This is a genomic window from Corynebacterium phoceense, from assembly GCF_900092335.1.
GTDB classification, from domain to species: domain Bacteria; phylum Actinomycetota; class Actinomycetes; order Mycobacteriales; family Mycobacteriaceae; genus Corynebacterium; species Corynebacterium phoceense.
This window is the reverse complement of the sequence record NZ_LT596207.1, coordinates 591667-613316: the sequence shown is the minus strand read 5'-3', so window position 1 is coordinate 613316 and position 21650 is coordinate 591667. Positions and strand designations below refer to the sequence as shown.

The window sequence follows — 21650 nt, the reverse complement described above, 5'->3', positions numbered from 1 at the left end:
GGCGTCGGTGGCGTTTGGCAAGGACGGGCGTAACCGGTTGATCGTGCGCTCGGACGAGGGGTGGTTGATGGATTTCATTAACTCTCTGCCGGGCGTGGATGACGGCGGCCTGGAGGCGGTGTATGAGGGTTTGAAGCAGCACGCGAGGGGGAAGATGGGCCTGGCGGCGCCGCGGAAGATGCTGCACATTATCGTGCCGTTGCCTGTGATGGCGCAGCTGATTCAGGGCAATACGGAAGACATTAAGGTCCGGGCGTTGGATGGGACGTGGCGTACGGGTGAGGAGATCATGGCCGAGTTGTTGGAGGGTATTGGGTTGGCGACGTTTGTCAACGCCCGTAATGAGCCGGTGAAGCAGTACCGGCTGCAGCGGTATTTCAGTGCGACGCAGAAGGAGTTGGCCGCGGCGGTGCAGCATGTGTGTCAGGATCCGGAGTGTCACCGGCCGTTTAACTTGTTGCAGGCCGACCACCTGGTGGCGTGGTCGAAGGGTGGGGAGACGAATATCGACAACATCCTCATGCTCTGCGAGTATCACAACATGAAGAAGCGGGATGGGGACGTCTATTACAAAGACGCCGAGGGTCGGTTCTGGAAACGCCGGAAGTTCGGGCCGGACCTACCCTGCACGAATAGCTAACGGCGCGCACACGCGAAAACCCGCCCCGAGGGGCGGGCGATTCGGCATGCCGTTTTACGCCAGGCGCTCAGAACGCAGGCGATCGACGGCCGGAATGTCGAGTGGGCCGAGCTTCTCGACGGTCGTGTCCATCGCGCGCGCCAAAAGCAGGTCCGCGAGCTGCGGGTTGCGCGCGAGCGCGGGGCCGTGCATGTACGTCGCGATGACGGAGCCCTGGACTGCGCCCTCGGTGCCGACCTGGTCGGCAGAAGCACCGGCGGCGGTTGCCGCGGTGGAGTCCGTGTTACCGTTGCCGCGCGTCACGCGCGCCAGCGGGGTCGCGTCGGGGCCGAGGATGGTCGCGCCGAGGTGATTCTCAAAGCCGGTGAGCGTATCGGTGAGGCCGGGCACGGTGCCGGTGGGCCTCGAGACGACCTCGCCGATGGCGCGCTTGGCCAGGCCGGCGGTGGTGGCATCGATAAGCCCGAGGCCGTCGACCATGCGGCCGGACGCGCGGAAGGAAGTGCCCAGCACCTGCAGGCCCGCGCAGATCGCGAGGATGGGGCGCCCAGCGTTCGCGGCGCGGGTGAGGCCGCCGTCTTTGATGAAGTGCTCTGCCGCGAGAATCTGCGCGGTATCCTCGCCGCCACCGAGCGTGTACACGTCGAGCGTCGACGGGATGGGCTCGCCGAGCAGCACGCGGTGAATCTCTGCGTCGATACCGCGCATGCGGGCGCGCTGGCGCAGGACGAGCGCGTTGCCGTCGTCGCCGTAGGTGCCGAGGACGTCGGGAAGAATGAGTCCGATATTAAGCATTGTTGTCCTCCTGGTTCGCCGCGCGGAGCAAGGCCTTGCGGAGATCACGGAACGCCGTGTAGTTGGCGAGCACCTCCACGCGGCCGGGCGGGCAGGCGCGGATAGCGTCGAGCGGGTCGGGGATGAGTTCGTGCGAGATATCGGCGTAGACGAGGCGCACGGCCAGGTCGGTGCCGCGCTCGCCGGCGGCCTTGACGGCAATCCGGTCGAAGTCCTCGAATTTTACGTCCCATAGCCAGGACAGGTCGACGCCGTCGGCGACTTGGCCGTTGACGGCGATGACCACGCCGTCGGCGGTGCGGTCGACCATGGACAGCGCTTCCTGCCAGCCGGCGGGGTTCTTCGCGAGCAGCAGGCGAATCTCGTGGTCGTCGAGGCGCACGGTGGAGTAGCGGCCGGCGACGTCGTCGACGGTCTCGCACGCGCGGGTAGCGTCAGCCTGCGGGATGTCGAAGGCCTCGACGGCGGCGGCGATGGCCTGCGCCGCGTTACCGCGGTTCGCACGGCCCGGAAGCGCCAGCTCCAGCTTGCCGATGCCCCCGTTCGCCTCCAGGCCCGCGTCCGTCACCGTGTAGCTCGGCGTCGGGCGGCGGAAGTCGCGGCCGTCTTCCAGCTTCTTCACGGCGTACCAGTCGTCCGCGGTGCGCACGACGTGGCCGCCGGTGCGCGGGCAGGTGACGGAATCGCCGAGCCAGCCGGCGCCGGCGGAGACCCAGATGACGTTCTTCGCGTCGTAGGCGACGGAGGTCATGAGGACGTCGTCGCAGTTGGCGATGATGAGCATGTCTGGGTGGGCCTCGACGGCGCCGCGTAGCGCGCGCTCGATCTTATTGATTTCGCCGACGCGGTCGAGCTGGTCGCGTGAGAGGTTGAGCAGCACGAGCGCCTGCGGAGTGATGTTGTCTGCGACGTGGGGGACGTGGAGCTCGTCGACCTCGAGCACGATGTGCGAGGCGTCCGGGCTCGCCAGGAGCGCGGAGATGATGCCGGCGTCCATGTTGTCGCCGCCGTCGTTCGTCGCCACGGTGTAGCGGGTGCGCAAGGCCGCGGCGAGCATGCGGGTCGTCGTAGACTTGCCGTTCGTGCCAGTGACGAGGACGGACGGACGTCCGCCGGCGAGTTCGCCCATGATGTGCGGGTCGATGGCTCCGGCGATGAGGCCGCCGATCATGCCGCCCGCGCCGCGACCGGTCGCACGCGAGGCGTACGTCGCGGCCTTGGCTGCGGTCTTCGCGACCGCGGTGCGCGCCTTTCCTAGGACACCCATTTAGCTCTCCTTCTTCTGGCTGTCGTTGCCGCCATGGTTCTTATTCCGGTTGTTGCTGCCGCGTCCGCGACGCCGGCGATTGCCACCGCGCGAGCCGCGGCGGCGCTTGCCGCCGGACTTGCCGCCCTGCGCATTGCGGGACCGCGATCGGTTATTCGCATTGGGGATGGGGTGTTGGGACGGCGCTGCGGGCTCGGGGGCATCGGCAGGCTCGGCGACGTCCTGGAGGAGTTCGAGGAACTCCTCGTCCGTGACGAGCTCGATGTCCTTGCGGTGCGCGTGCATGGCCTTGCCCACGAGGTCGTGGCGGCGGTTGCACACGACGAGCGAGGTCTCGCGCGAGAGTTTTTCCACGTAGTTGAGCTCCGCGGTGACGCCGGCGGCGATGAGCTCGTCCGGGTCGATGCGGGTCTCGGGCGCGACGACGAACTCCATGCCCTTGCGGACCTGTTCGCCGCGGCGCCAGAAGCCTGAGTTGTGATGCAGGCGCGGGGCCTGGGCGGCGTCGACGCGGACCTCGGAGCGCTGCAGGCCAAAGCGGTCGGCGCGCAGGTCGTCCGGGGCGTAGCTCGAGTGCTCGTCCTGGGAACGGTAGAGCTCGATGAGCATCTGGGTCGCGGCGCGGGAGGTCTCGGCCTCGGGCTGGGCTGCGCGCTCGGTGGTCGCGGCGGCGTCGTGACCGGCGACGGCGGCGAGANTGCGTCCGTCGATGAGCCGATCGAGCGGCTTGAGGATTTTGGAGAACTGCTGGCCCTCGGCGTCGGCTTCGAGGCCGTGCTGGTGGCGGGGGCCGCGGTCGGTGTCGGGGTTGAGGACCGCGTGGAAGTCGCGGCCGGTCTCGCCGGCGTCGTTGAAGGTCAGGGCGTCGAGGGTGAGCAGGCGCCCGGTCGACGGATGGATGCCGGTGGTTTGGATGGTCACCGCGACATACGGGTAGTCCGCGATATCAGTGAGCCGGTCGTGCTCGCGCGGGGAATCTGTCATTGTTCCGAGTTTAACGGACGCGGACTCGAATCCCGTGCGCTACTCGCCCAGAGGAGGGTTAGGAGACGGTCTCGGTCGGGGTTTCGACGGCGAGTTCCTGCGGGGTGTCTTCGACTGCGGGCGTCGGTTCGAGCGGCGTCGGTTCGAGCACTGTGGGGGACTTCGTGGCGGGGTCCTCGATGACCTCGAACGTGGTGGCCTCAGTGGTGGGTTCATCCGTGGTGGTTGCCGCGTCGGCGCCGCGGAAGAACGGAATGATGATGCAGTTGACGATGGTGGTGAACCAGAAGCCCGTGCCGCATTCCTTCGTGCCGGCGTTCCTGTCCGCGGTGTCGGCGGCCGTGGTGGTCGTCGTGGCGGGCGTGGTCTCCGTCGTGGGCTGTGCGCTCGTGGCGGGGGCCGTGGTGGACGGCTGCGCACTCGTGGTGGCGGTCGTCTTCGTCGAGGTAGTGGGGTCGTTGTCGCGGAACGAGTAGCTGACGGTCGTCGGGGTCGCCTTTGCCGTGGTGGGCGTGGTGGGTGCAATTGCGGTGACGGTGGTGGTCGGCGTGACGGCCGAGGTCGGGGCGGCGGTGGTCGTGGATTCGACAGGGGACGTCGCGGGGGCGTCCGTCAGCTCGGCTGTCGTCGTAGTCGTGGTTGCCGTCGCGGTGGCCGGCGCAGCACTGGTGGTCGGNCGGGCGCCTCTGCGTCGGCGTAGATGGTCAGGGTTGGGTAACCCTCGTTGTACTTGTAGTAGCCGCGCGCGACGGAGACGAGACCGGAGTAGTGGTAGGAAATGATGGTATCGGCAAGCTGGAGCGCGTCCTCGCGCGCGAGGGTGCCGATGAAAGCGCCGTCGACGTAGGCCGACACGGAACGATGGCCGAGGAAGCGGCGGGCGCGCAGCGTGACGAGGAAGTGCTGGGGCTCGCGCGGGTAGGACGCCAGCGACGTGGGAATGCCCTGGACGGGAATGCCGACGCCGCCATCGAGCATGGCCCAGCGCACGGCGGGCGGGTTGTTCGCCGGCACGCACAGACCGGGAGCGGGCAGGACGACGGAGGCGAGCGGCCAGCCGTTGTCGTCGAGAGTCAGGCGCGCGGAGACCTCGGGGGACAGTCCGGCGCCGAGGATCCAGTCGAGTTCGGTGTACTCGGCAGAGTCGTGGGCGTCGATGGTGCCGATCTGGACGCCGTCGTGGCGGACGGTAAGCCCCACGGTGTCATCCGCAGACGCGGAGGGGGTGCCCAAAATAACGGAGATGGTTCGCACGTCTGCGGAGCCGAGAAGATTAGCGAAAACCTCGGCGTCGATGCCGTTGATGGGCAGCGTGCGGGCAGCACCAAAGCCGTGGTCAGGGACCACATACGGAGTATGACTCATAACTAACTGCCTTTGGGTTGGTGCGTAGACGACGCGGGAGAGAGGAGCCACGTCTTATCTTTTGAGACTTTACGCCAATTTTTGGGTATTTTCTAATCTTTCTCAGGCTTGAAAAGTGGAAAGAACAGCTGGGTGTTATACGTAATACCACGCGGCGCCGGCGAAAACCAAGAGCAGTATAAGTGCGGCAACGAGCCACCAGATCCACGTGCGTGACGTGTCCGCGGTGGGAGTATCGAGGTCCGCGTTGCGGGGGCCTTGCGCGGCGAGGAAAGTGGTGGTCTCAAACGAGCTGGCCGCGTCCTGGTGTGGGGAGGCAGGCGAGACGTGCGTGGGGTCAAACTCCGCGGGCGCGGCGTAGAGGGTGAGCGTGCGCTCGCCACGGCGCGGGGCGTAGTAGGCGCGGGCGACGGCGATGACGCCGTGCTCGCGGTGCGCCACGATGGTGGGGTGTAGGCGCGCGGCCGCTGCATCGGGCAAGCGCCCCGCGAGGTGATTACCCAGGTAGACCTCGACGCCGCCATCAGGCAGGGCGCGCAGGCGGGTGAGCAGCTGCAGGCGCGAGCGCTTGTCGATGCCGATATCGTCCGGGAGGTCCATGAGCGTCACCGCGTCCGCAGGCGAGCCAGGCGGCAGGAGCGTCCACGCCTGGGCCGGCGGGTTGTTTGCGGGCAGAAGAAGACCCGGGCGGGGCAGGCGCAACGCGGCGGAAGAGGCAAGGCCGTCGACCGTGATGCGGGCGGTAACCTCCGGGGTAAAGCCCTGTTCCAGGAGCCAATCGAGTTCGGGGTATTCGGCGCGGTCGGCGGCGGGGAGGAGGCCTAAGGGGGCATCGGCAAGCTGGGCTTGGAGCGCGTGGGGCGTGGCGTGGAGGGTGACCGGCAGGTCTTGGGTGCCGGAAAGCCGCGCGAGGGTAGGGCCATGGAGCTCGTGGAGAGCGATGGACCGGATGGCCCCCAGCCCCGTCGCGGGAATTGTGTACGTGTCCGCCATGGCGCCCCTTTCCTTTTAAGTCAGGATAACCAGGGCGCTAGGCGGGGCGGAAATTACGCGAGGGCGCGGTTGACGGCGGACGTCATGGCGCGCAGCGACGCGGTGGTAGTGGACCCGGCGATGCCGACGCCCCAGATCTTGGAGCCGTTGACATCGGCGGCGACGTAGCAGGCAGCCTCGGCGTCGTCGCCGGCGGTGCGGGCCTGCTGGGAGTACTCGATGACCTCGAAGTCGATGCCGAGGGACTCCAGCGCGTTCGCGTAGGCGGCGATGGGGCCGTTGCCGGTGCCGGTAATGGACTTCTTCTCACCGTTGTAGATGACGTCGACGTTGAGCGTGGTGTCCGCGTCCGGGGTCTCCGCGTTCTTGATGGAGGTGGAGACCTGCTCGAGCGGGGTGGTGCGGTCCAGATACTCGGTCGCAAAGATGTCCCACATGTTCTTGGAGTTGACCTCGCCGCCCTCGGAATCCGTGACTTCCTGGACGACGGCGGAGAACTCGCCCTGCATGGCGCGCGGCATGTTGATGCCGTGGTCCGTCTTCATGATGTAGGCGACGCCGCCCTTGCCGGACTGGGAGTTGACGCGAATGACGGCCTCGTAGTCGCGGCCCACGTCCTTCGGGTCGATGGGCAGGTACGGGACCTCCCACGTGGTCTCGCGCAGCTCGTCCCAGGAGACCTCGGTGTTGATGGCGCCGGGGCGGACCTCGTTGGCCAGGGCGTCGAGGCCCTTGTTGATGGCGTCCTGGTGGGAGCCGGAGAAGGCGGTGAAGACGAGGTCGCCGCCGTAGGGGTGGCGCTCGGGCACGCGCAGCTGGTTGCAGTACTCGACGGTTTCGCGGATGGTGGGCAGGTCGGAGAAGTCGATCTGCGGGTCGACGCCCTGGGTGAGCATGTTGAGGCCCAGGGTGACCAGATCGACGTTGCCGGTGCGCTCGCCGTTGCCGAACAGGCAGCCTTCGATGCGGTCCGCGCCGGCCAGGTAGGCCAGTTCGGCGGAGGCGACGCCGGTGCCGCGGTCGTTGTGCGGGTGCAGCGAGAGGATGATGGAGTCGCGCTTTTCCAGGTTGCGGTGCATCCACTCGATGGAGTCCGCGTAGATGTTGGGCGTGATCATCTCGACCGTGGACGGCAGGTTGATGATCATGGGGTGCTCGGGCGTGGCGTCCATGATGTCTACGACGGCGTCGCAGACCTCCTTGGCGAAAGACAGCTCGGTGCCGGTGTAGGACTCCGGGGAGTACTCCCAGCGCCAGTTGGTGTCCGGGTAGTCCGCGGCGATGGTCTTAATCAGCGTTGCGGCGTCCGTGGCCAGCTTCTTAATGGCCGCCTTGTCCTTGCGGAAGACGACGCGACGCTGCAGCTTGGACGTCGAATTGTAGAAGTGCACGATGACGTTCTTCGCGCCCGCGCAGGCCTCGAAGGTGCGGCGGATGAGGTGCTCGCGGGCCTGAACGAGGACCTGGATGGTGACGTCGTCCGGAATCTTGTTCTGCTCGATGATCTCGCGCACGAAGTTGAAGTCCGTCTGGGACGCGGACGGGAAGCCGACCTCGATCTCCTTGTAACCCATCTTGAGCAGCAGGTCGAACATGCGGTGCTTGCGCTGCGGGCTCATCGGGTCGATGAGTGCCTGGTTGCCGTCACGCAGGTCGACCGCGCACCACTGCGGGGCGTGGGTGATTTTCTTCGACGGCCAGGTGCGGTCTGGCAGGTCGATGACCTCTACTTCCTGCTCGAAGGGCAGGTAGCGGTGAAACGGCATGGAGGAGCCGCGCTGCTTATTCCAGGCGGGCTGGCCGTCGCGCGCCGGGCCGGCCGGGGTCGTGATTTCGCGGGGTGCAGAGATGTATGCGTCATTCGGGGACATGGCTTAAATCCTATCGGTTGAAAGGTGTGGGGGAGGCCGGCGCGGCGAAATATCCGCGACGGGCGCCGGCCCCACAAGGATTAAGGGCCTAAATCCCGCCGCGGCCGATAAGGAGAAGGCGCGCGATCGTCATGTGACGCAGGCTACCCTACGTTTCACGTCGTGGCAAGAAATCTCACGTAGTGAGATGATCGAGAAGCGGGTAAAGTGCCTGGGGTGACGATCGAGGCGACAGGAACCCAAGGGGGCATCGGCAAGCGCGGCTGGATGGATGCGGCGGCGCTGGCTGGCGTGCTGACGGTGCTGCGCGTGGCCGTGCTTGCGGTGCTCGCGGCGGCGAATGGCAAGCCGCTGGGGGAGCAGCTCGTGGCGTGGGACGCGCAGCACTACCTGCGGATTGCCTCCGAAGGCTACGCGCAAGAGGAATCCTTCGCCTTCTTCCCGGCGTTCCCGCTGCTGCTGCGGGTGTTGGGTGGCTCGGCGGCGGCGGGCATCGCGCTCAACGTCGTGTTGACGGTGGTGATGACCGCGGGCGTTATGGCGCTCGCGCAACGCAGGGGNGCGCGGCCGCTGCATCGGGCAAGCGCCCCGCGAGGTGATTACCCAGGTAGACCTCGACGCCGCCATCAGGCAGGGCGCGCAGGCGGGTGAGCAGCTGCAGGCGCGAGCGCTTGTCGATGCCGATATCGTCCGGGAGGTCCATGAGCGTCACCGCGTCCGCAGGCGAGCCAGGCGGCAGGAGCGTCCACGCCTGGGCCGGCGGGTTGTTTGCGGGCAGAAGAAGACCCGGGCGGGGCAGGCGCAACGCGGCGGAAGAGGCAAGGCCGTCGACCGTGATGCGGGCGGTAACCTCCGGGGTAAAGCCCTGTTCCAGGAGCCAATCGAGTTCGGGGTATTCGGCGCGGTCGGCGGCGGGGAGGAGGCCTAAGGGGGCATCGGCAAGCTGGGCTTGGAGCGCGTGGGGCGTGGCGTGGAGGGTGACCGGCAGGTCTTGGGTGCCGGAAAGCCGCGCGAGGGTAGGGCCATGGAGCTCNGGCGGCGTTCTTCGTCTACGTCGTGTGGGCCGCGCGCCGGGAGTGGCGCGCCTGGGTGGGCGTCGCGGTCTCCCCGTTGGGCCTGCTGGGGTTCCTCATCTGGGCCAACGCGCACCTGCCGCGCGGCTACTTCGCGCTGCAGCGGGAGAATTGGCATTCCGAGTTCGACATGGGGTTGGCCACGGCACGCTGGGTCTGGAACACGCTCACCTCGGGCGATAACGTGGGCTATCTGCTCGCCACGTGCGTCATTATCGCAGCACCTGTGGGCCTGGCGCTCGCGTGGCGGCGCCTGGATCCGCCCGTGTGGCTCTTCGCAGCGGCGCTCGAGGCCAATATTGTGCTTTCCGATGGCCTCATGCACTCGCGCCCGCGCCTGCTGCTGCCCGCCGCCCTCGTGCTCATGCCGTGGGCTGTGTGCGCGGTGCGTTCTCTGCGCCCGGCGGTGGCCTGGACTCTGGTGGGTGCGTGGGCACTTCTCGGGGCGTGGGTGAGCGCCTACATGCTGGTGGTTTTCGAGTGGGCTATTTAACTGGGCTCTGAGCTGGCCTAGGCCCGACTGGCACGCGCGCGAGCACGATGGTCGCGAGAATCATCACCGCGAGCGCGGTGGCCATGACGGCCCAGCCCGCGGCGGAGGATACGGAGAATTTCTCGCCGAGCACCCAGTAGCTCATGCCGAAGGCGAGGATGGGCTCCGCGATGGTCATCGCGGGCAGCGAGTGCGTGAGCGGCCCGGCGTGGAAGGAATACTGCTGAACCACCGTGCCGGTGCCCGCGAGCGCGATGAGTGCGTAGAGTTGCCACGAGGTGAGCAGGCTGCCGATGCCCCCGTGGGTGAGCTCGGTTGTCGCCCCCTTCGCCAGCAACGCGACGTAGCCATAGATGATGCCGCAGGCGGTGCCGAAGGCCAGCGCCCGGTATTTGTGCCACTGCACGCCCGCGATGGCTAAGCCGATGAGCAGGACCGCGCCGACGAGGAGGGCTGGCCACCAGTCCGACCACGTGGGATTATCCTCGCCGGCCCGGGGGCGACCGTAGAGGACGAGGATGCCTACGGCGAGGGTGAGTGCCACGCACCAGAAAATCTCGTGACCCGGCATGCGGCGCTTGGAGTACCACGCGGATAGGGGCAGTGTGAACATGAGGGAGAGCACGAGCACGGGCTGCACGACGAGGAGGGTACCGAAAGCGAGCGCGATGAGTTGGAGGGCATAGGCAAGCACGGCAGCGCCGGTGCCTACCCACCACAACGGATTGCCCATGGCGGTGCGCATGACCGCCCCGGAGGCCTCGAGTGCGATACGGTGGCGGATGACGGTGCCCCATGCGACGACGATCGCCGACGCCAAGGCGAAGAATACGGCGATAACGTTGTGTAACACCCGCCCCACGCTACCCGATCCGCAGACCGCGTCCGGTGTGACGCATTTATATGCACGTCATGTTTCTAATCGCGCGGGAAAACGTTAGTCTGGAGAAGTTGACTACTAGGCAACAGGTATTCGTGGTGCTCACGCGCCGCGGACGCGAGGAATTCGAGTTAGGAAGGCGGCAGGAGTTTCAGTGGCCCTGATCGTACAGAAATACGGTGGTTCGTCCCTCGAGAGCGCCGAGCGCATTCGCGCCGTCGCGGAGCGCATCGTGGCGACGAAAAAGCAGGGCCACGACGTCGTCGTGGTCTGCTCCGCCATGGGTGATACCACCGATGACCTGCTGGACCTCGCGGCGCAGGTCAACCCCGTCCCGCCGCAGCGCGAGATGGACATGCTGCTCACTGCCGGCGAGCGCATCTCCAACGCGCTCGTCGCCATGGCCGTCGAGTCTCTCGGCGCGCACGCGCAGTCGTTCACTGGCTCGCAGGCGGGCGTGCTCACCACCGAGCGTCACGGCAACGCGCGCATTGTGGACGTGACGCCGGGCCGTATTACGGAAGCCCTCGAAGCGGGCCAGATCTGCATCGTCGCCGGCTTCCAGGGCGTCAACAAGGACACGCGCGACGTCACGACGCTGGGCCGTGGCGGTTCCGATACCACCGCGGTCGCGCTGGCCGCCGCCCTAAACGCCGACGTCTGCGAGATCTACTCCGACGTCGATGGCGTGTACACGGCCGACCCGCGCATCGTGCCCAACGCCCGCAAGCTGGAGAAGCTCTCCTTCGAGGAGATGCTCGAGATGGCGGCCGTCGGTTCCAAGATTCTCGTCCTGCGCAGTGTCGAGTACGCCCGCGCATTCAACGTTCCCTTGCGAGTTCGCTCGTCTTATTCAAATGACCCCGGCACGCTCATTGCCGGTTCGATGGAGGATATTCCCGTGGAAGAAGCAGTACTGACTGGTGTCGCTACCGATAACTCTGAGGCTAAGGTGACGGTGCTGGGCATCCCGGACCGCCCGGGCGAGGCCGCCAAGGTCTTCCGCGCCGTCGCGGATGCCGAGATCAACATCGACATGGTGCTCCAGAACGTCTCCTCCCTGGAGAACGGCACCACGGACATCACCTTTACCTGCCCACGCGCTGACGGCCCGCGCGCGATGGAGCTGCTTACCAAGCTCAAGGCCGAGGGCGGCTGGACCAACATCCTGTACGACGACCAGGTGGGCAAGGTCTCCCTCGTCGGCGCCGGCATGAAGTCCCACCCGGGTGTCACCGCAGACTTCACCGAGGCCCTGCGCGACGTGGACGTCAACATGGAGCTCATCTCCACCTCGGAGATCCGCATTTCTGTGCTCACCCGCGAGTCCGACCTCGACAAGGCCGCCCAGGCCCTGCACGAGAAGTTCCAGCTCGGCGGCGACGAGGTTGCCACTGTCTACGCCGGTACCGGCCGCTAAAGGACGAATAATTCTCCGGTGCGCGACGTCGTACCGGATACACCCCGGGTCTACGACCCACCTCAAAGGAGACTTTTTACCATGACCACTGTTGCAGTTGTAGGCGCCACCGGCCAGGTCGGCCGCGTCATGCGTTCCATCCTCGAAGAGCGTAATTTCCCGGCAGACAAGGTCCGCTTCTTCGCCTCCTCGCGCTCGGCGGGCCAGGAGCTTGAGTTCCGCGGCGAGAAGATCGTTGTGGAAGACCTCGCCCAGGTGACCGAGAAGTCCGTCGCGGACGTCGACATCGCGCTCTTCTCCGCGGGCGGCGCCACCTCCAAGCAGTGGTCCCCGGTCTTCGCGGCCGCCGGCGCAACCGTCGTGGATAACTCCTCTGCGTTCCGTAAGGATCCGGACGTCCCGCTCATCGTCTCCGAGGTCAACCCGCAGGACGCGCAGAACCCGCCGAAGGGGATTATCGCGAACCCGAACTGCACGACCATGGCTGCCATGCCGGTGCTCAAGGTGCTTGATGATGCCGCCGGGCTGCAGCGCCTGCACATCTCCTCCTACCAGGCAGTCTCCGGTTCCGGACTGGCCGGCGTGGAGACGCTGGCCAAGCAGGTCGCCGAGGTCGGTGACCGCAACGTCGAGCTCGCCCACGACGGCTCCGTGCTCGCCCCGGAGGAGCTCGGCCCCTACGTCGCGCCCATCGCGTACAACGCGCTGCCGTTCGCGGGCAACCTCGTCGATGACGGCTCCGAGGAGACCGACGAGGAGCAGAAGCTGCGCAACGAGTCCCGCAAGATCTTGGGCCATCCGGAGCTGAAGGTCGCGGGCACCTGCGTGCGCATTCCGGTCTTTACCGGCCACACGCTCACCATCCACGCCGAGTTCGACAAGGCGATTACCCCGGACCAGGCTCGCGAGCTGCTTGCCGATGCCCCTGGCGTCAAGGTCGTCGACGTCCCTACCCCGCTCGCTGCCGCCGGCATCGACGAGTCTCTGGTCGGCCGCATTCGCCAGGACCAGTCCGTGGACAACAACAAGGGGCTCGTCCTCGTTGTCGCGGGCGACAACCTGCGCAAGGGCGCTGCACTCAACACGATTCAGATTGCGGAGCTGCTCGTCTAAGCGTGCATATCGAATGGCGAAGGCCGCGGTCTCTTTGGAGACCGCGGCCTTCGCTATAGGGGGTGATTAGTGAGTGGCAGGTTTGTTGCCGTGCGCAGCGCCGAAGTCGAGGTCATCGGACGTGACTGAATTGGAGCTGGCGGTGGAGGGGGCATCGGAAGGCTCGGTGTCGACGGCAACCGGTTTGGTGTGCTGGACGTAGGTGACAGTGGGTTCTGGATCTTCACGGTCGTAATCGAGGTCAGCATCGGCTTCGAGCTCCTCGTGAATCTCGTCTGCGACGACGGCTACGAACTCGGTGGTCTCCATGTTGGAGCCGGCCGCCAGCTTCGACAGCTCGCGCTCATTCTTCTTGGTGAAACGCTTGCGCGGGTCCAGACGACGCTGCACCAGAACGCGCGCGCGGAGGCGGCGCTTGGTTTCCTTGCGCATCGGGCCCAAGTTCTTCAGCCAGTAGGCCGAGAGCACGGCAATCATCAGGATGCCCAAGTAGCCGAGAATCGGGTAGACGAAAGCGACCAAGTCCTTAAAGCCTACAAACGACAGGCCGAAACCGATGATGCAGGAGACGGCATAGACCGGGTAGAAGCGCTTGGGGTTGTTGCGCGTTAGGCGCTTGCCTAACGCGTAGAACATACCGATGGCAGTGTTGAAGACCATGCCGTAGATGATGAACGTCATCACGTAGCCCAAGGCCGGATTGATGGTGTTAATGAGCTCGAGCACCGGCATGTCAGCGTGCATGACCTGCGGGGCAACAATGTAGAGGGCGACGACAAGCAAGGTCATCATGATGAAGAAGACGATGCCGCCGAATGCACCGCCCAAGCCAACGGCGCGGTTATCGAGGAAGTTGCCGCCGATGACGATGGACATGGACACCGCCGTCATAATGGTCAGGCCGGTGTAGTTGAGCGAAGAGATCCACCATGTAGGCAGCGGCGAGGATACGTTGGACGAGGCGAAGTCATTCATTGCGCCGAAATCGATGTCGTTCGTGGCAATGGCGTAGATGGTGGTACCCAGCACGAAGAGGATGATGAACGGGGTAATCGCGCCGATGACCGTCGTGACGCGGTCGACGTCGAGGAGGCCGACGAGAAGCACGAGGACGAGCATGACCACGGCGCCGACCCAGATGGGGACGGCAGGGAACTGCTGCGAAATATTCGAGCCGCCACCGGCGAACATGACAAAGCCGATGGAAAAGAGCGTCACAATGGTCGCCCAGTCGAGGATCTTGGAGATGATCGGGTTCGAGACTTCTTCGAAGACGGCGGTGTGCTCATTGGCCTGGAAATAGGAGCCCAGCTGGAGGGTCGCCACGCCGGTAATCAGCACGAGAAGTGCGGTGAGCGCGACGCCCGCAAGCCCCCAGTTACCGAAAGCAACGAAGTACTGGAGGGCCTCTTGGCCCGAGGCGAAGCCCGCACCAACGATGACACCGATAAACGCCATGGAGATCGCCACTGCGCGTTTGAACATGAGGGAGTTTCTCTCTATCTCATGCGTGCCGGGGCCAGCGTTCTAGTGGTTGCGGCCCCGGGTCGACTATCGATTTTGCACGCATGTCTTCCCTCCACGATACGTGCGTTTTTGTGAACTAGCTCCATTGACATGTGAGCGTTGTAACTAATTCACTCGCGAAATAAGACGCCAGAAATGCGGCTGGCTAGTACAAACGGACGCTAAGTAACTAGTTTGTAACGATTGGTGGGGAGCAGCCGCCCGCTATTTTCCTGCGCCGTCGATGAGATCCTTACGCGCACGCGCCACGCGCGAGCGGATAGTGCCCACGCGCACGCCGGAAATCTTGGCGGCTTCCTCGTAGGTATAGCCCAGGACCTGGGTGAGGATGAGGGCTTCGCGGCGGTCCTCCGGGAGGGCATCGATAAGCGCACGGGCGTCGATCCATTCGGACCACGCGGCGGAGGATTCGCCGGTGGACGCGCCAGCGGCGGCGTCCTCGTATTGGGTGGCGGACTTGCGGGGACGCGCCATGTCGTGCCGGATGTTGTCCACCCATACGCGTCGGGCGAGGGAGAGCAGCCAGGTGCGCGCGGAGGAGCGGGCGGCGAAGCGGGGGAGTGCGCTCATGACTCGCAAATACGTTTCTTGCGTAAGATCGTCAGCGATTTCCGGTCCGCCGAGGTGGGCGATGAGCCGCCACACGTCATCTTGGGTGGCGCGGATGAACTCCGTGAGAGCTGTGCGGTCGCCACGGCCGGCCTTGAGGGCCAGGTCGGTGACGCGTGCGTCATCAGCTTCGGAGTGGTGTTTCACCCGCTTTAATCTACCAGCTGCGGGCAACCTATTAATTACCTGTCATTGGTTGCACCCTCCTATTGACAGCGCTATTCTATGGGTATCCCATGATTAATAATTTCGTCCGAAAGATTTCGGGCGAGTAATCCCAAGGAAGAAGGCAGACACCATGTCCGACCTCGATAAGATCCTCACCCAGGGCGAGCGCCCGGCGGCACAACCCGGCGAGTCCACCACCCGCGCGTCCGGCCAGCCCGTGCCGAGCGAGAACACCTCCATTACCGCTGGCCCGCAGGGCCCGGTTGTGCTCAACGACTCCCACCTCATTGATAAGCTCGCGCACTTTAACCGCGAGCGCGTCCCGGAGCGTACCCCGCACGCCAAGGGTCACGGCGCCTTCGGCGAGCTGCACGTCACCGAGGATGTCTCCCAGTACACCAAGGCCAAGCTCTTCCAGAAGGGCACCGTGACCCCGATGGTGGGCCGTTTCTCCACCGTCGCCGGCGAGCAGGGCTCCCCGGATACCTGGCGCGACGTCCACGGTTTCGCGCTGCGTTTCTACACCGAGGATGGTAACTACGACATCGTGGGTAACAACACCCCGGTGTTCTTCCTCCGCGACGGCATGAAGTTCCCGGACTTCATCCACTCCCAGAAGCGCCTCGGTTCCTCCGGTCTGCGCGACGCGGACATGCAGTGGGACTTCTGGACCCGAAACCCGGAGACCGCCCACCAGGTCACCTACCTCATGACCGACCGTGGCACCCCGAAGACCACCCGTCACCAGGACGGCTTCGGCTCCCACACGTTCCAGTGGATTAACGAAGAGGGCCAGGCATTCTGGGTGAAGTACCACTTCAAGACCCGCCAGGGCTGGGAGAACTTTACTGACGACGAGGCGACCATGGAGGCGGGCAAGAACCCGGATTCCCACCGCCAGGACCTCTACGACGCCATTGAGCGCGGCGACTACCCCATCTGGGACGTCAAGGTCCAGATCATGCCCATGGCTGAGGCGGAGGACTACCGCTGGAACCCGTTCGATCTGACCAAGGTCTGGTCCCAGAAGGATTACCCGCTCATTCCGGTGGGCTACTTCGTGCTCAACCGCAACCCGCGCAACTTCTTCGCGCAGATTGAGCAGCTCGCACTCGACCCGTCCAACCTGGTCCCGGGCGTGGGCCTGTCCCCGGACAAGATGCTCCAGGCGCGCGTCTTCGCATACTCGGACCAGCAGCGCTACCGTATCGGCACCAACTACCGTCAGCTGCCGGTGAATCAGCCGCTCAACAAGGTCAACACCTACGAACACGAGGGCTCCATGTCCTTCCTGTTCAACGCGCCGGAGGAGCCCGTGTACTCCCCGAACCGTTTTGATAAGGGCAACGGCTACCTCGATGACGAGGAGGTCAACATCCGCGAGGGTGCGCACGAGGCACAGGATGCCCCGGATATGTACATCAACCCGGATCCGCACGGCGCGGATCTCACCCGCGCGGGTTACGTGAAGCACCGCGACGATGATGACTTCATGCAGCCGGGCATCCTCTACCGCGAGGTCCTCGACGATGAAGGCCGTGAGCACCTCGTCACCAACATCACGAACGCGATGGTGGGCGTCCACCCGGAGACCGAGGAGCGCGTCTACGAGTACTTCACGAACGTCGACCCGGAGCTCGGCCGCCGCGTGCGCGAGGTCTTCGCGACCAAGAAGTAACGGCGCGCCTGACCGGCCGCGTCCCCGCTGGTCGATAGGTTAAAGGGCATGAAACTCCGTGCCCTCCTGTTATCCCTCCTGCTCGTCCTGCCCCTTGCCGTAGGGGCAGGACTGCAGGCATTTTTCGGCTGGCGTGCCGATGCCCCCGCGGCAGCGCCGCAGAGCGCCCCGGGGACGGCTGAGGCAGCGCGGGCGGCATCGGAAGCACGGGCGCAGGCCGGGTTCCTAGAGGCCGGGACAGGACAGCTTACGGATGGCACGGGCAAGCTCGTGGAGGGGGCCAAGCCGCTGGGGGAGGGCGTTGATTCTGCGAAGAAGGGCGCAGATGATTTGGCCGCGGGACTCACTCAGTTGCAGTCCGGCACGGGACAGCTGGGCGATGGCGCGATGAGGATCGCGGACGGCGTGGGCACGGCCGTGGACAACATTGTGGGCGTCAACGCGGTGCGCGGGCAGATTATCGCTGCGATTGACTCGACGCTCGCGGATCTCAAGGGCAATAATTCCGCAGATGCGCGCGCGATCAAGGGGCAGCTCACGGATTTGAAGGCGCAGGCGCAGAACTTTGAGCTCGATGCGAACGTGGCAGCACAGCTCACTGAGCTGAAGAAGGGCTCGCGCGACCTCGCCAACCAGTTGGCCGTCTCTGGCTACGATTATCACGACGGCGTGTACACGGCGACGCAGGGCGCGAAGGATCTTGCGGCCGGCCTAGGGGAGCTGCAGAAGGGCACGGACGAGGCGCTCTCGGGCGTGGATGAACTCGACTCGGGCGCCCAGCGCCTGCAGACGATGGCAGAACAGAACTCCGCCAAGATCGACGCCGTGCAGAAAGCCATGCCTGCTCCGGCCGCGCACTCCGCGCCCGCCGTGGCACTCGACCCGCGGCTCGCAGTGCTGCTCTCCGCGCTCACGCTGCTGGGCGGCGCGGGTATGGGCGTGTACTGGGCCGCGGCCGCGCGTGCCGGGGCGCGCGTGTGGCACGTCCTTCTACTGGGCACCCTGGGGCTTACGATCACGGCCACGGCGGGTCTGGCACTCTTTGCGCTCCCCGCGCTCGACGGCGCCTCCCCGGCTGCCGCGGCGCCTGCCGTGGGGGTTGCCGCTGGTGTCTTCGTCCTGGCCACCCTGGCTGGCGCCGTCGCCACGCGCGTGCTCATCGCCGCTACCGGGATTGGCTGGGGTCTTAGCCTCGCTGGCGTGGGCGGACTGGCGCAGCTGCTGCTCACCGGCTGGGTCTGGAAGGCCGGTATCACGGGCGCGGCGCTCGTAGCGGCCAATCTCTTTCCGTTGGCCTGGGCGACATCGGGTGTTGCGGTCGCCATCAACGGTGGCGATGCGGCCTTGCAATGGACCGCTGTGGGTGTGCTTGCGGTGATAGTGTGCTGCGGAATCGCTGTGAGCCGCGCCGTGCGACCTGTGCAAACGGCGGTGGTGACGAACGATGAGTAGTTCCTTCTGGACACAAGGAAGCGTGACCTAAAAACGAGTAGGTTTCCCTCCCTAGGAGTGCTACTATTATGGATGCTCACGTAAGCCCGCTTAGGGGGCGGGCGCGCAGTGCTGTGGCGCTGCAAGTGAGTGATAGGGAATAGGGACGACNCTCGCCAACCAGTTGGCCGTCTCTGGCTACGATTATCACGACGGCGTGTACACGGCGACGCAGGGCGCGAAGGATCTTGCGGCCGGCCTAGGGGAGCTGCAGAAGGGCACGGACGAGGCGCTCTCGGGCGTGGATGAACTCGACTCGGGCGCCCAGCGCCTGCAGACGATGGCAGAACAGAACTCCGCCAAGATCGACGCCGTGCAGAAAGCCATGCCTGCTCCGGCCGCGCACTCCGCGCCCGCCGTGGCACTCGACCCGCGGCTCGCAGTGCTGCTCTCCGCGCTCACGCTGCTGGGCGGCGCGGGTATGGGCGTGTACTGGGCCGCGGCCGCGCGTGCCGGGGCGCGCGTGTGGCACGTCCTTCTACTGGGCACCCTGGGGCTTACGATCACGGCCACGGCGGGTCTGGCACTCTTTGCGCTCCCCGCGCTCGACGGCGCCTCCCTGGCTGCCGCGGCGCCTGCCGTGGGGCTTGCCGCTGGTGTCTTCGTCCTGGCCACCCTGGCTGGCGCCGTCGCCACGCGCGTGCTCATCGCCGCTACCGGGATTGGCTGGGGTCTTAGCCTCGCTGGCGTGGGCGGACTGGCGCAGCTGCTGCTCACCGGCTGGGTCTGGAAGGCCGGTATCACGGGCGCGGCGCTCGTAGCGGCCAATCTCTTTCCGTTGGCCTGGGCGACATCGGGTGTTGCGGTCGCCATCAACGGTGGCGATGCGGCCTTGCAATGGACCGCTGTGGGTGTGCTTGCGGTGATAGTGTGCTGCGGAATCGCTGTGAGCCGCGCCGTGCGACCTGTGCAAACGGCGGTGGTGACGAACGATGAGTAGTTCCTTCTGGACACAAGGAAGCGTGACCTAAAAACGAGTAGGTTTCCCTCCCTAGGAGTGCTACTATTATGGATGCTCACGTAAGCCCGCTTAGGGGGCGGGCGCGCAGTGCTGTGGCGCTGCAAGTGAGTGATAGGGAATAGGGACGACGCGGTAGCTGTAGGGGCGCCGCGTCGTTTCCCCGTTTTCGGCTGTACGGTGGGGCTATGGCTTCTACCCCCTCCACCGGCCGTGGTTCGTGGTCCGTCGGGCATACGGGCGTCAATGCACCCGATATTAAAACCACGCAGGGCACCGCCGCCGAGGTCGCGGTGTTCTTCGCGACGCTCACGCCGCGCCGCCGGGCGCACGGCGAGCTCCTCGCCTAGATCTTTGAAAGCGCTACCGGGGTCACCGGCGTGCTGTGGGGCCCGTCCATGGTGGGCTACGGGGAAGCGCATTACCGCTACGCCACCGGCCGCGAGGGCGATACGTTCCGCGTGGGGTTTGCCCCGCGCAAGGCCAAGCTCAGCCTCTACGGACTCCAGGACGCCCCGCGCTGGGAGGAGCTGTCCGCGCGCCTCGGGAAGTTCACCACTGGTGCGTCGTGCGTCTACGTCAATAAGCCGGAAGACATTGATCTGGAGGCACTTGCTGAGCTCATCGCGGATGCGTGGGCCGCGGGCGTGGCGGGTTAAAAATAAAAATCCGGCTAGTCGAAACTAGCCGGATTGAGATGGTCGGGATAACAGGATTTGAACCTGCGACCTCTTCGTCCCGAACGAAGCGCGCTACCAAACTGCGCCATATCCCGGTCGCCCGCTCTAAGCGGTACTGGGATACCTTATCTCACACCCTGAACAAACAACAAAACGGCAGGTTAATCCACTTCGGTGATGCGAATGAGTGTGGCGGACGGGCGGCAGAAGACGCGGAAGGGCACGAACTTGGACTGGCCCAGGCCGTTGGAGACGTGCATTTTCATTGGCCCGAAATCGTGGAGGCCTTGGACGCGGGCGCGGTCGATGCCGCAATTGGTCACGATGGCGTGCGAGCCCGGCAAGCACAGCTGACCGCCGTGGGTGTGACCGGACAGGGAGAGCTGGTAGCCATCGGCGGCGAAACGCTCGAGGACGCGGGGCTCCGGGGCGTGGAGGAGCGCAAGGGCGAGGTCCGCGTCCTCATTGGGGGTGCCGGCGATTTCTGCGTAGTCGTCGAGGTCATGGTGTGGGTCGTCCACGCCGGCGGCGGCGAGGCGTACGTCGCCCACCTTGAATTCGTGGCGTGCCTGGTTGGCGTCGCGCCAGCCGTGCTCGATAAACGCCGCGCGCATGCCCTGCCAGGGCAGATCGACGTAGGAGGGCGTGTTCTTTTTGCCGATGAGGTAATTACACGGGTTAGGCAAGCGCGGCGCCCAGTAATCGTTCGTGCCGAAGCAGAACAGGCCAGGGCGGGCGAGTAGCGGCCCAAGCGCGCGCAGTACGTCAGGCACGGCGCGTTCGTCCGAGAGGTTATCGCCGGTATTGATGACGAGGTCTGGGTCGAGGGCGTCGAGAGCCGAGACCCACGCGATCTTGCGCTCTTGACCCGGAATCATGTGCAGGTCGCTGATGTGCAGCAGCTTGAACTCGCGGGCACCCCGCAGGGTGCCCTTGGGTAGCAACGGCACCGTGATGTCCTTGAGTTCGAAGCGGGAGGTTTCACGGTAGGCGAGCGCCAGCGTGCCCAGTCCGGCAGCGATGGTGGCTGCTGCGGCGGCGGCGAGGGTGCCTGCAATTGCTGAATTCTTCACGGCCTTAACCCTACCTGGCGTCCCCAGACGCGTAGATTGGATGGCATGAGTCAGTTGAAAGAAACCATCCGCGCCGACCTGAAGACCGCCATGAAGGCCCGTGAAAAGGAGCGCACGAGCGCCATCCGCTCGTTGCTCGCCGCCATCCAGGCCGAGGAAACGAATGGTGCCCGCCACGATCTTACCGACGAGGACGTACTCAAGGTCATCGCCCGCGAGATTAAGAAGCGCCGCGAGTCCGCAGAGGTCTACGCCGAGAACGGCCGCCCAGAACTCGCTGAGGCCGAGCTTGTCGATGTCCCCTTCTTCGAGGCTTACCAGCCCGCACAGCTCTCGGACGACGAGGTCACGGCCCTCGTTGACGAGGCCGTCGCCGAGGTCGAGGCCGAGAAGGGCGAGCCTGCCTCCATGAAGCTCATGGGTGGCGTCATGAAGGCTGCCAACGCCAAGGCCGCCGGCCGCGTGGACGGCAAGCGGCTTTCCGATGCCGTCAAGGCACGCCTGCAGGGCTAGTTCTGCAGCGCCAGCTCGCCGCTGGAATGGCTTAAAGCCCGCGGGAGAATTAGAGATTC

At 65.6% G+C, this 21650-nt stretch carries 21 protein-coding genes and 1 tRNA gene; 13 read left to right on the top strand and 9 right to left on the bottom strand.

Annotated features, from left to right (window positions below; all coding sequences use genetic code 11):
* Positions 1–640 (top strand): HNH endonuclease (locus BN9444_RS02885; RefSeq protein WP_199872835.1); only part of this gene is annotated, 640 nt, incomplete at its 5' end.
* A gap of 54 nt (positions 641–694) precedes the next feature.
* Here BN9444_RS02885 and BN9444_RS02880 read toward each other — a convergent pair.
* Together BN9444_RS02880 and BN9444_RS02875 are read right to left on the bottom strand one after the other, a co-directional pair.
* A complete protein-coding gene (locus BN9444_RS02880; RefSeq protein WP_066489261.1) occupies positions 695–1435 on the bottom strand; it encodes a type 1 glutamine amidotransferase in 741 nt (246 codons plus the stop codon).
* Positions 1428–2702, bottom strand: a complete 1275-nt coding sequence (locus BN9444_RS02875) for a Mur ligase family protein (protein ID WP_066489270.1) — start codon at positions 2700–2702, stop codon at positions 1428–1430. Before BN9444_RS02875 ends, BN9444_RS02880 begins: the two co-directional genes overlap by 8 nt.
* Before the next feature lie 1163 nt (positions 2703–3865).
* Here BN9444_RS02875 and BN9444_RS02865 point away from each other — a divergent pair.
* Positions 3866–4162, top strand: coding sequence for a hypothetical protein (locus tag BN9444_RS02865; RefSeq protein ID WP_141681467.1), 297 nt, complete (start codon positions 3866–3868; stop codon positions 4160–4162).
* Positions 4163–5186: 1024 nt separating this feature from the next.
* Here BN9444_RS02865 and BN9444_RS02855 read toward each other — a convergent pair.
* A complete protein-coding gene (locus tag BN9444_RS02855; protein WP_068801396.1) occupies positions 5187–6044 on the bottom strand; it encodes a hypothetical protein in 858 nt (285 codons plus the stop codon).
* A 53-nt stretch (positions 6045–6097) separates the two neighbouring features.
* A complete protein-coding gene (leuA, locus tag BN9444_RS02850) occupies positions 6098–7915 on the bottom strand; it encodes a 2-isopropylmalate synthase (protein WP_068801395.1) in 1818 nt (605 codons plus the stop codon).
* Between the two features lie 267 nt (positions 7916–8182).
* On the opposite strand from leuA, the gene BN9444_RS02845 reads away from it, so the two are divergent.
* The 3 genes from BN9444_RS02845 to BN9444_RS02835 all read left to right on the top strand — a co-directional run bounded on the left by BN9444_RS02845 (position 8183) and on the right by BN9444_RS02835 (position 9481).
* The gene (locus BN9444_RS02845; RefSeq protein ID WP_478219558.1) at positions 8183–8566 is read left to right on the top strand and encodes a mannosyltransferase family protein; all 384 of its coding nucleotides are present in this window, start codon (positions 8183–8185) and stop codon (positions 8564–8566) included.
* Complete coding sequence (locus BN9444_RS02840; protein WP_068801393.1) at positions 8511–8843, top strand: hypothetical protein; 333 nt, start codon at positions 8511–8513, stop codon at positions 8841–8843. The genes BN9444_RS02845 and BN9444_RS02840 overlap by 56 nt, the downstream gene beginning before the upstream one ends.
* A 128-nt stretch (positions 8844–8971) precedes the next feature.
* On the top strand, positions 8972–9481 hold the full coding sequence (locus BN9444_RS02835; protein ID WP_068801392.1) for a hypothetical protein: 510 nt from the start codon (positions 8972–8974) through the stop codon (positions 9479–9481).
* On the opposite strand, the gene BN9444_RS02830 is transcribed toward BN9444_RS02835, so the two are convergent.
* Positions 9474–10334, bottom strand: a complete 861-nt coding sequence (locus BN9444_RS02830; protein WP_068801391.1) for a DMT family transporter — start codon at positions 10332–10334, stop codon at positions 9474–9476. The two genes, BN9444_RS02835 and BN9444_RS02830, sit on opposite strands and share 8 nt — an antisense overlap.
* A gap of 181 nt (positions 10335–10515) precedes the next feature.
* On the opposite strand from BN9444_RS02830, the gene BN9444_RS02825 reads away from it, so the two are divergent.
* Together BN9444_RS02825 and BN9444_RS02820 are read left to right on the top strand one after the other, a co-directional pair.
* Positions 10516–11781 carry an aspartate kinase gene (locus BN9444_RS02825; RefSeq protein WP_068801390.1) on the top strand — a complete coding sequence of 422 codons (1266 nt, stop codon included), beginning with the start codon at positions 10516–10518 and terminating at the stop codon, positions 11779–11781.
* Positions 11782–11862: 81 nt separating this feature from the next.
* On the top strand, positions 11863–12894 hold the full coding sequence (locus BN9444_RS02820) for an aspartate-semialdehyde dehydrogenase (protein WP_066489301.1): 1032 nt from the start codon (positions 11863–11865) through the stop codon (positions 12892–12894).
* A gap of 66 nt (positions 12895–12960) precedes the next feature.
* Here BN9444_RS02820 and BN9444_RS02815 read toward each other — a convergent pair whose 3' ends face one another.
* Together BN9444_RS02815 and BN9444_RS02810 are read right to left on the bottom strand one after the other, a co-directional pair.
* A complete protein-coding gene (locus BN9444_RS02815) occupies positions 12961–14379 on the bottom strand; it encodes a YkvI family membrane protein (RefSeq protein ID WP_233423535.1) in 1419 nt (472 codons plus the stop codon).
* A 246-nt stretch (positions 14380–14625) separates the two neighbouring features.
* Positions 14626–15177, bottom strand: a complete 552-nt coding sequence (locus BN9444_RS02810; protein WP_066489307.1) for an RNA polymerase sigma factor — start codon at positions 15175–15177, stop codon at positions 14626–14628.
* 151 nt (positions 15178–15328) lie between these two features.
* Here BN9444_RS02810 and BN9444_RS02805 point away from each other — a divergent pair, with 151 nt between their 5' ends.
* The 5 genes from BN9444_RS02805 (at position 15329) to BN9444_RS14985 (ending at position 19984) form a co-directional block, all read left to right on the top strand.
* Positions 15329–16876: a catalase gene (locus BN9444_RS02805; protein ID WP_068801389.1), complete on the top strand. Its 1548-nt coding sequence runs from the start codon at positions 15329–15331 to the stop codon at positions 16874–16876.
* A gap of 48 nt (positions 16877–16924) precedes the next feature.
* The gene (locus tag BN9444_RS02800) at positions 16925–18328 is read left to right on the top strand and encodes a hypothetical protein (protein ID WP_068801388.1); all 1404 of its coding nucleotides are present in this window, start codon (positions 16925–16927) and stop codon (positions 18326–18328) included.
* A 163-nt stretch (positions 18329–18491) separates the two neighbouring features.
* Positions 18492–19307: a hypothetical protein gene (locus tag BN9444_RS02795; RefSeq protein WP_068801387.1), complete on the top strand. Its 816-nt coding sequence runs from the start codon at positions 18492–18494 to the stop codon at positions 19305–19307.
* Between the two features lie 206 nt (positions 19308–19513).
* Complete coding sequence (locus tag BN9444_RS14990) at positions 19514–19675, top strand: hypothetical protein (RefSeq protein WP_168164063.1); 162 nt, start codon at positions 19514–19516, stop codon at positions 19673–19675.
* A gap of 30 nt (positions 19676–19705) precedes the next feature.
* Positions 19706–19984: a DUF1801 domain-containing protein gene (locus BN9444_RS14985; protein ID WP_068801386.1), complete on the top strand. Its 279-nt coding sequence runs from the start codon at positions 19706–19708 to the stop codon at positions 19982–19984.
* Between the two features lie 39 nt (positions 19985–20023).
* Here BN9444_RS14985 and BN9444_RS02785 read toward each other — a convergent pair.
* Both BN9444_RS02785 and BN9444_RS02780 read right to left on the bottom strand, forming a co-directional pair.
* Positions 20024–20100, bottom strand: a tRNA-Pro gene (locus tag BN9444_RS02785).
* A gap of 66 nt (positions 20101–20166) precedes the next feature.
* The gene (locus BN9444_RS02780; protein ID WP_231725103.1) at positions 20167–21063 is read right to left on the bottom strand and encodes a metallophosphoesterase; all 897 of its coding nucleotides are present in this window, start codon (positions 21061–21063) and stop codon (positions 20167–20169) included.
* Positions 21064–21123: 60 nt separating this feature from the next.
* On the opposite strand from BN9444_RS02780, the gene BN9444_RS02775 reads away from it, so the two are divergent.
* Complete coding sequence (locus BN9444_RS02775) at positions 21124–21591, top strand: GatB/YqeY domain-containing protein (RefSeq protein WP_066489328.1); 468 nt, start codon at positions 21124–21126, stop codon at positions 21589–21591.
* Positions 21592–21650: the final 59 nt, after the last annotated feature.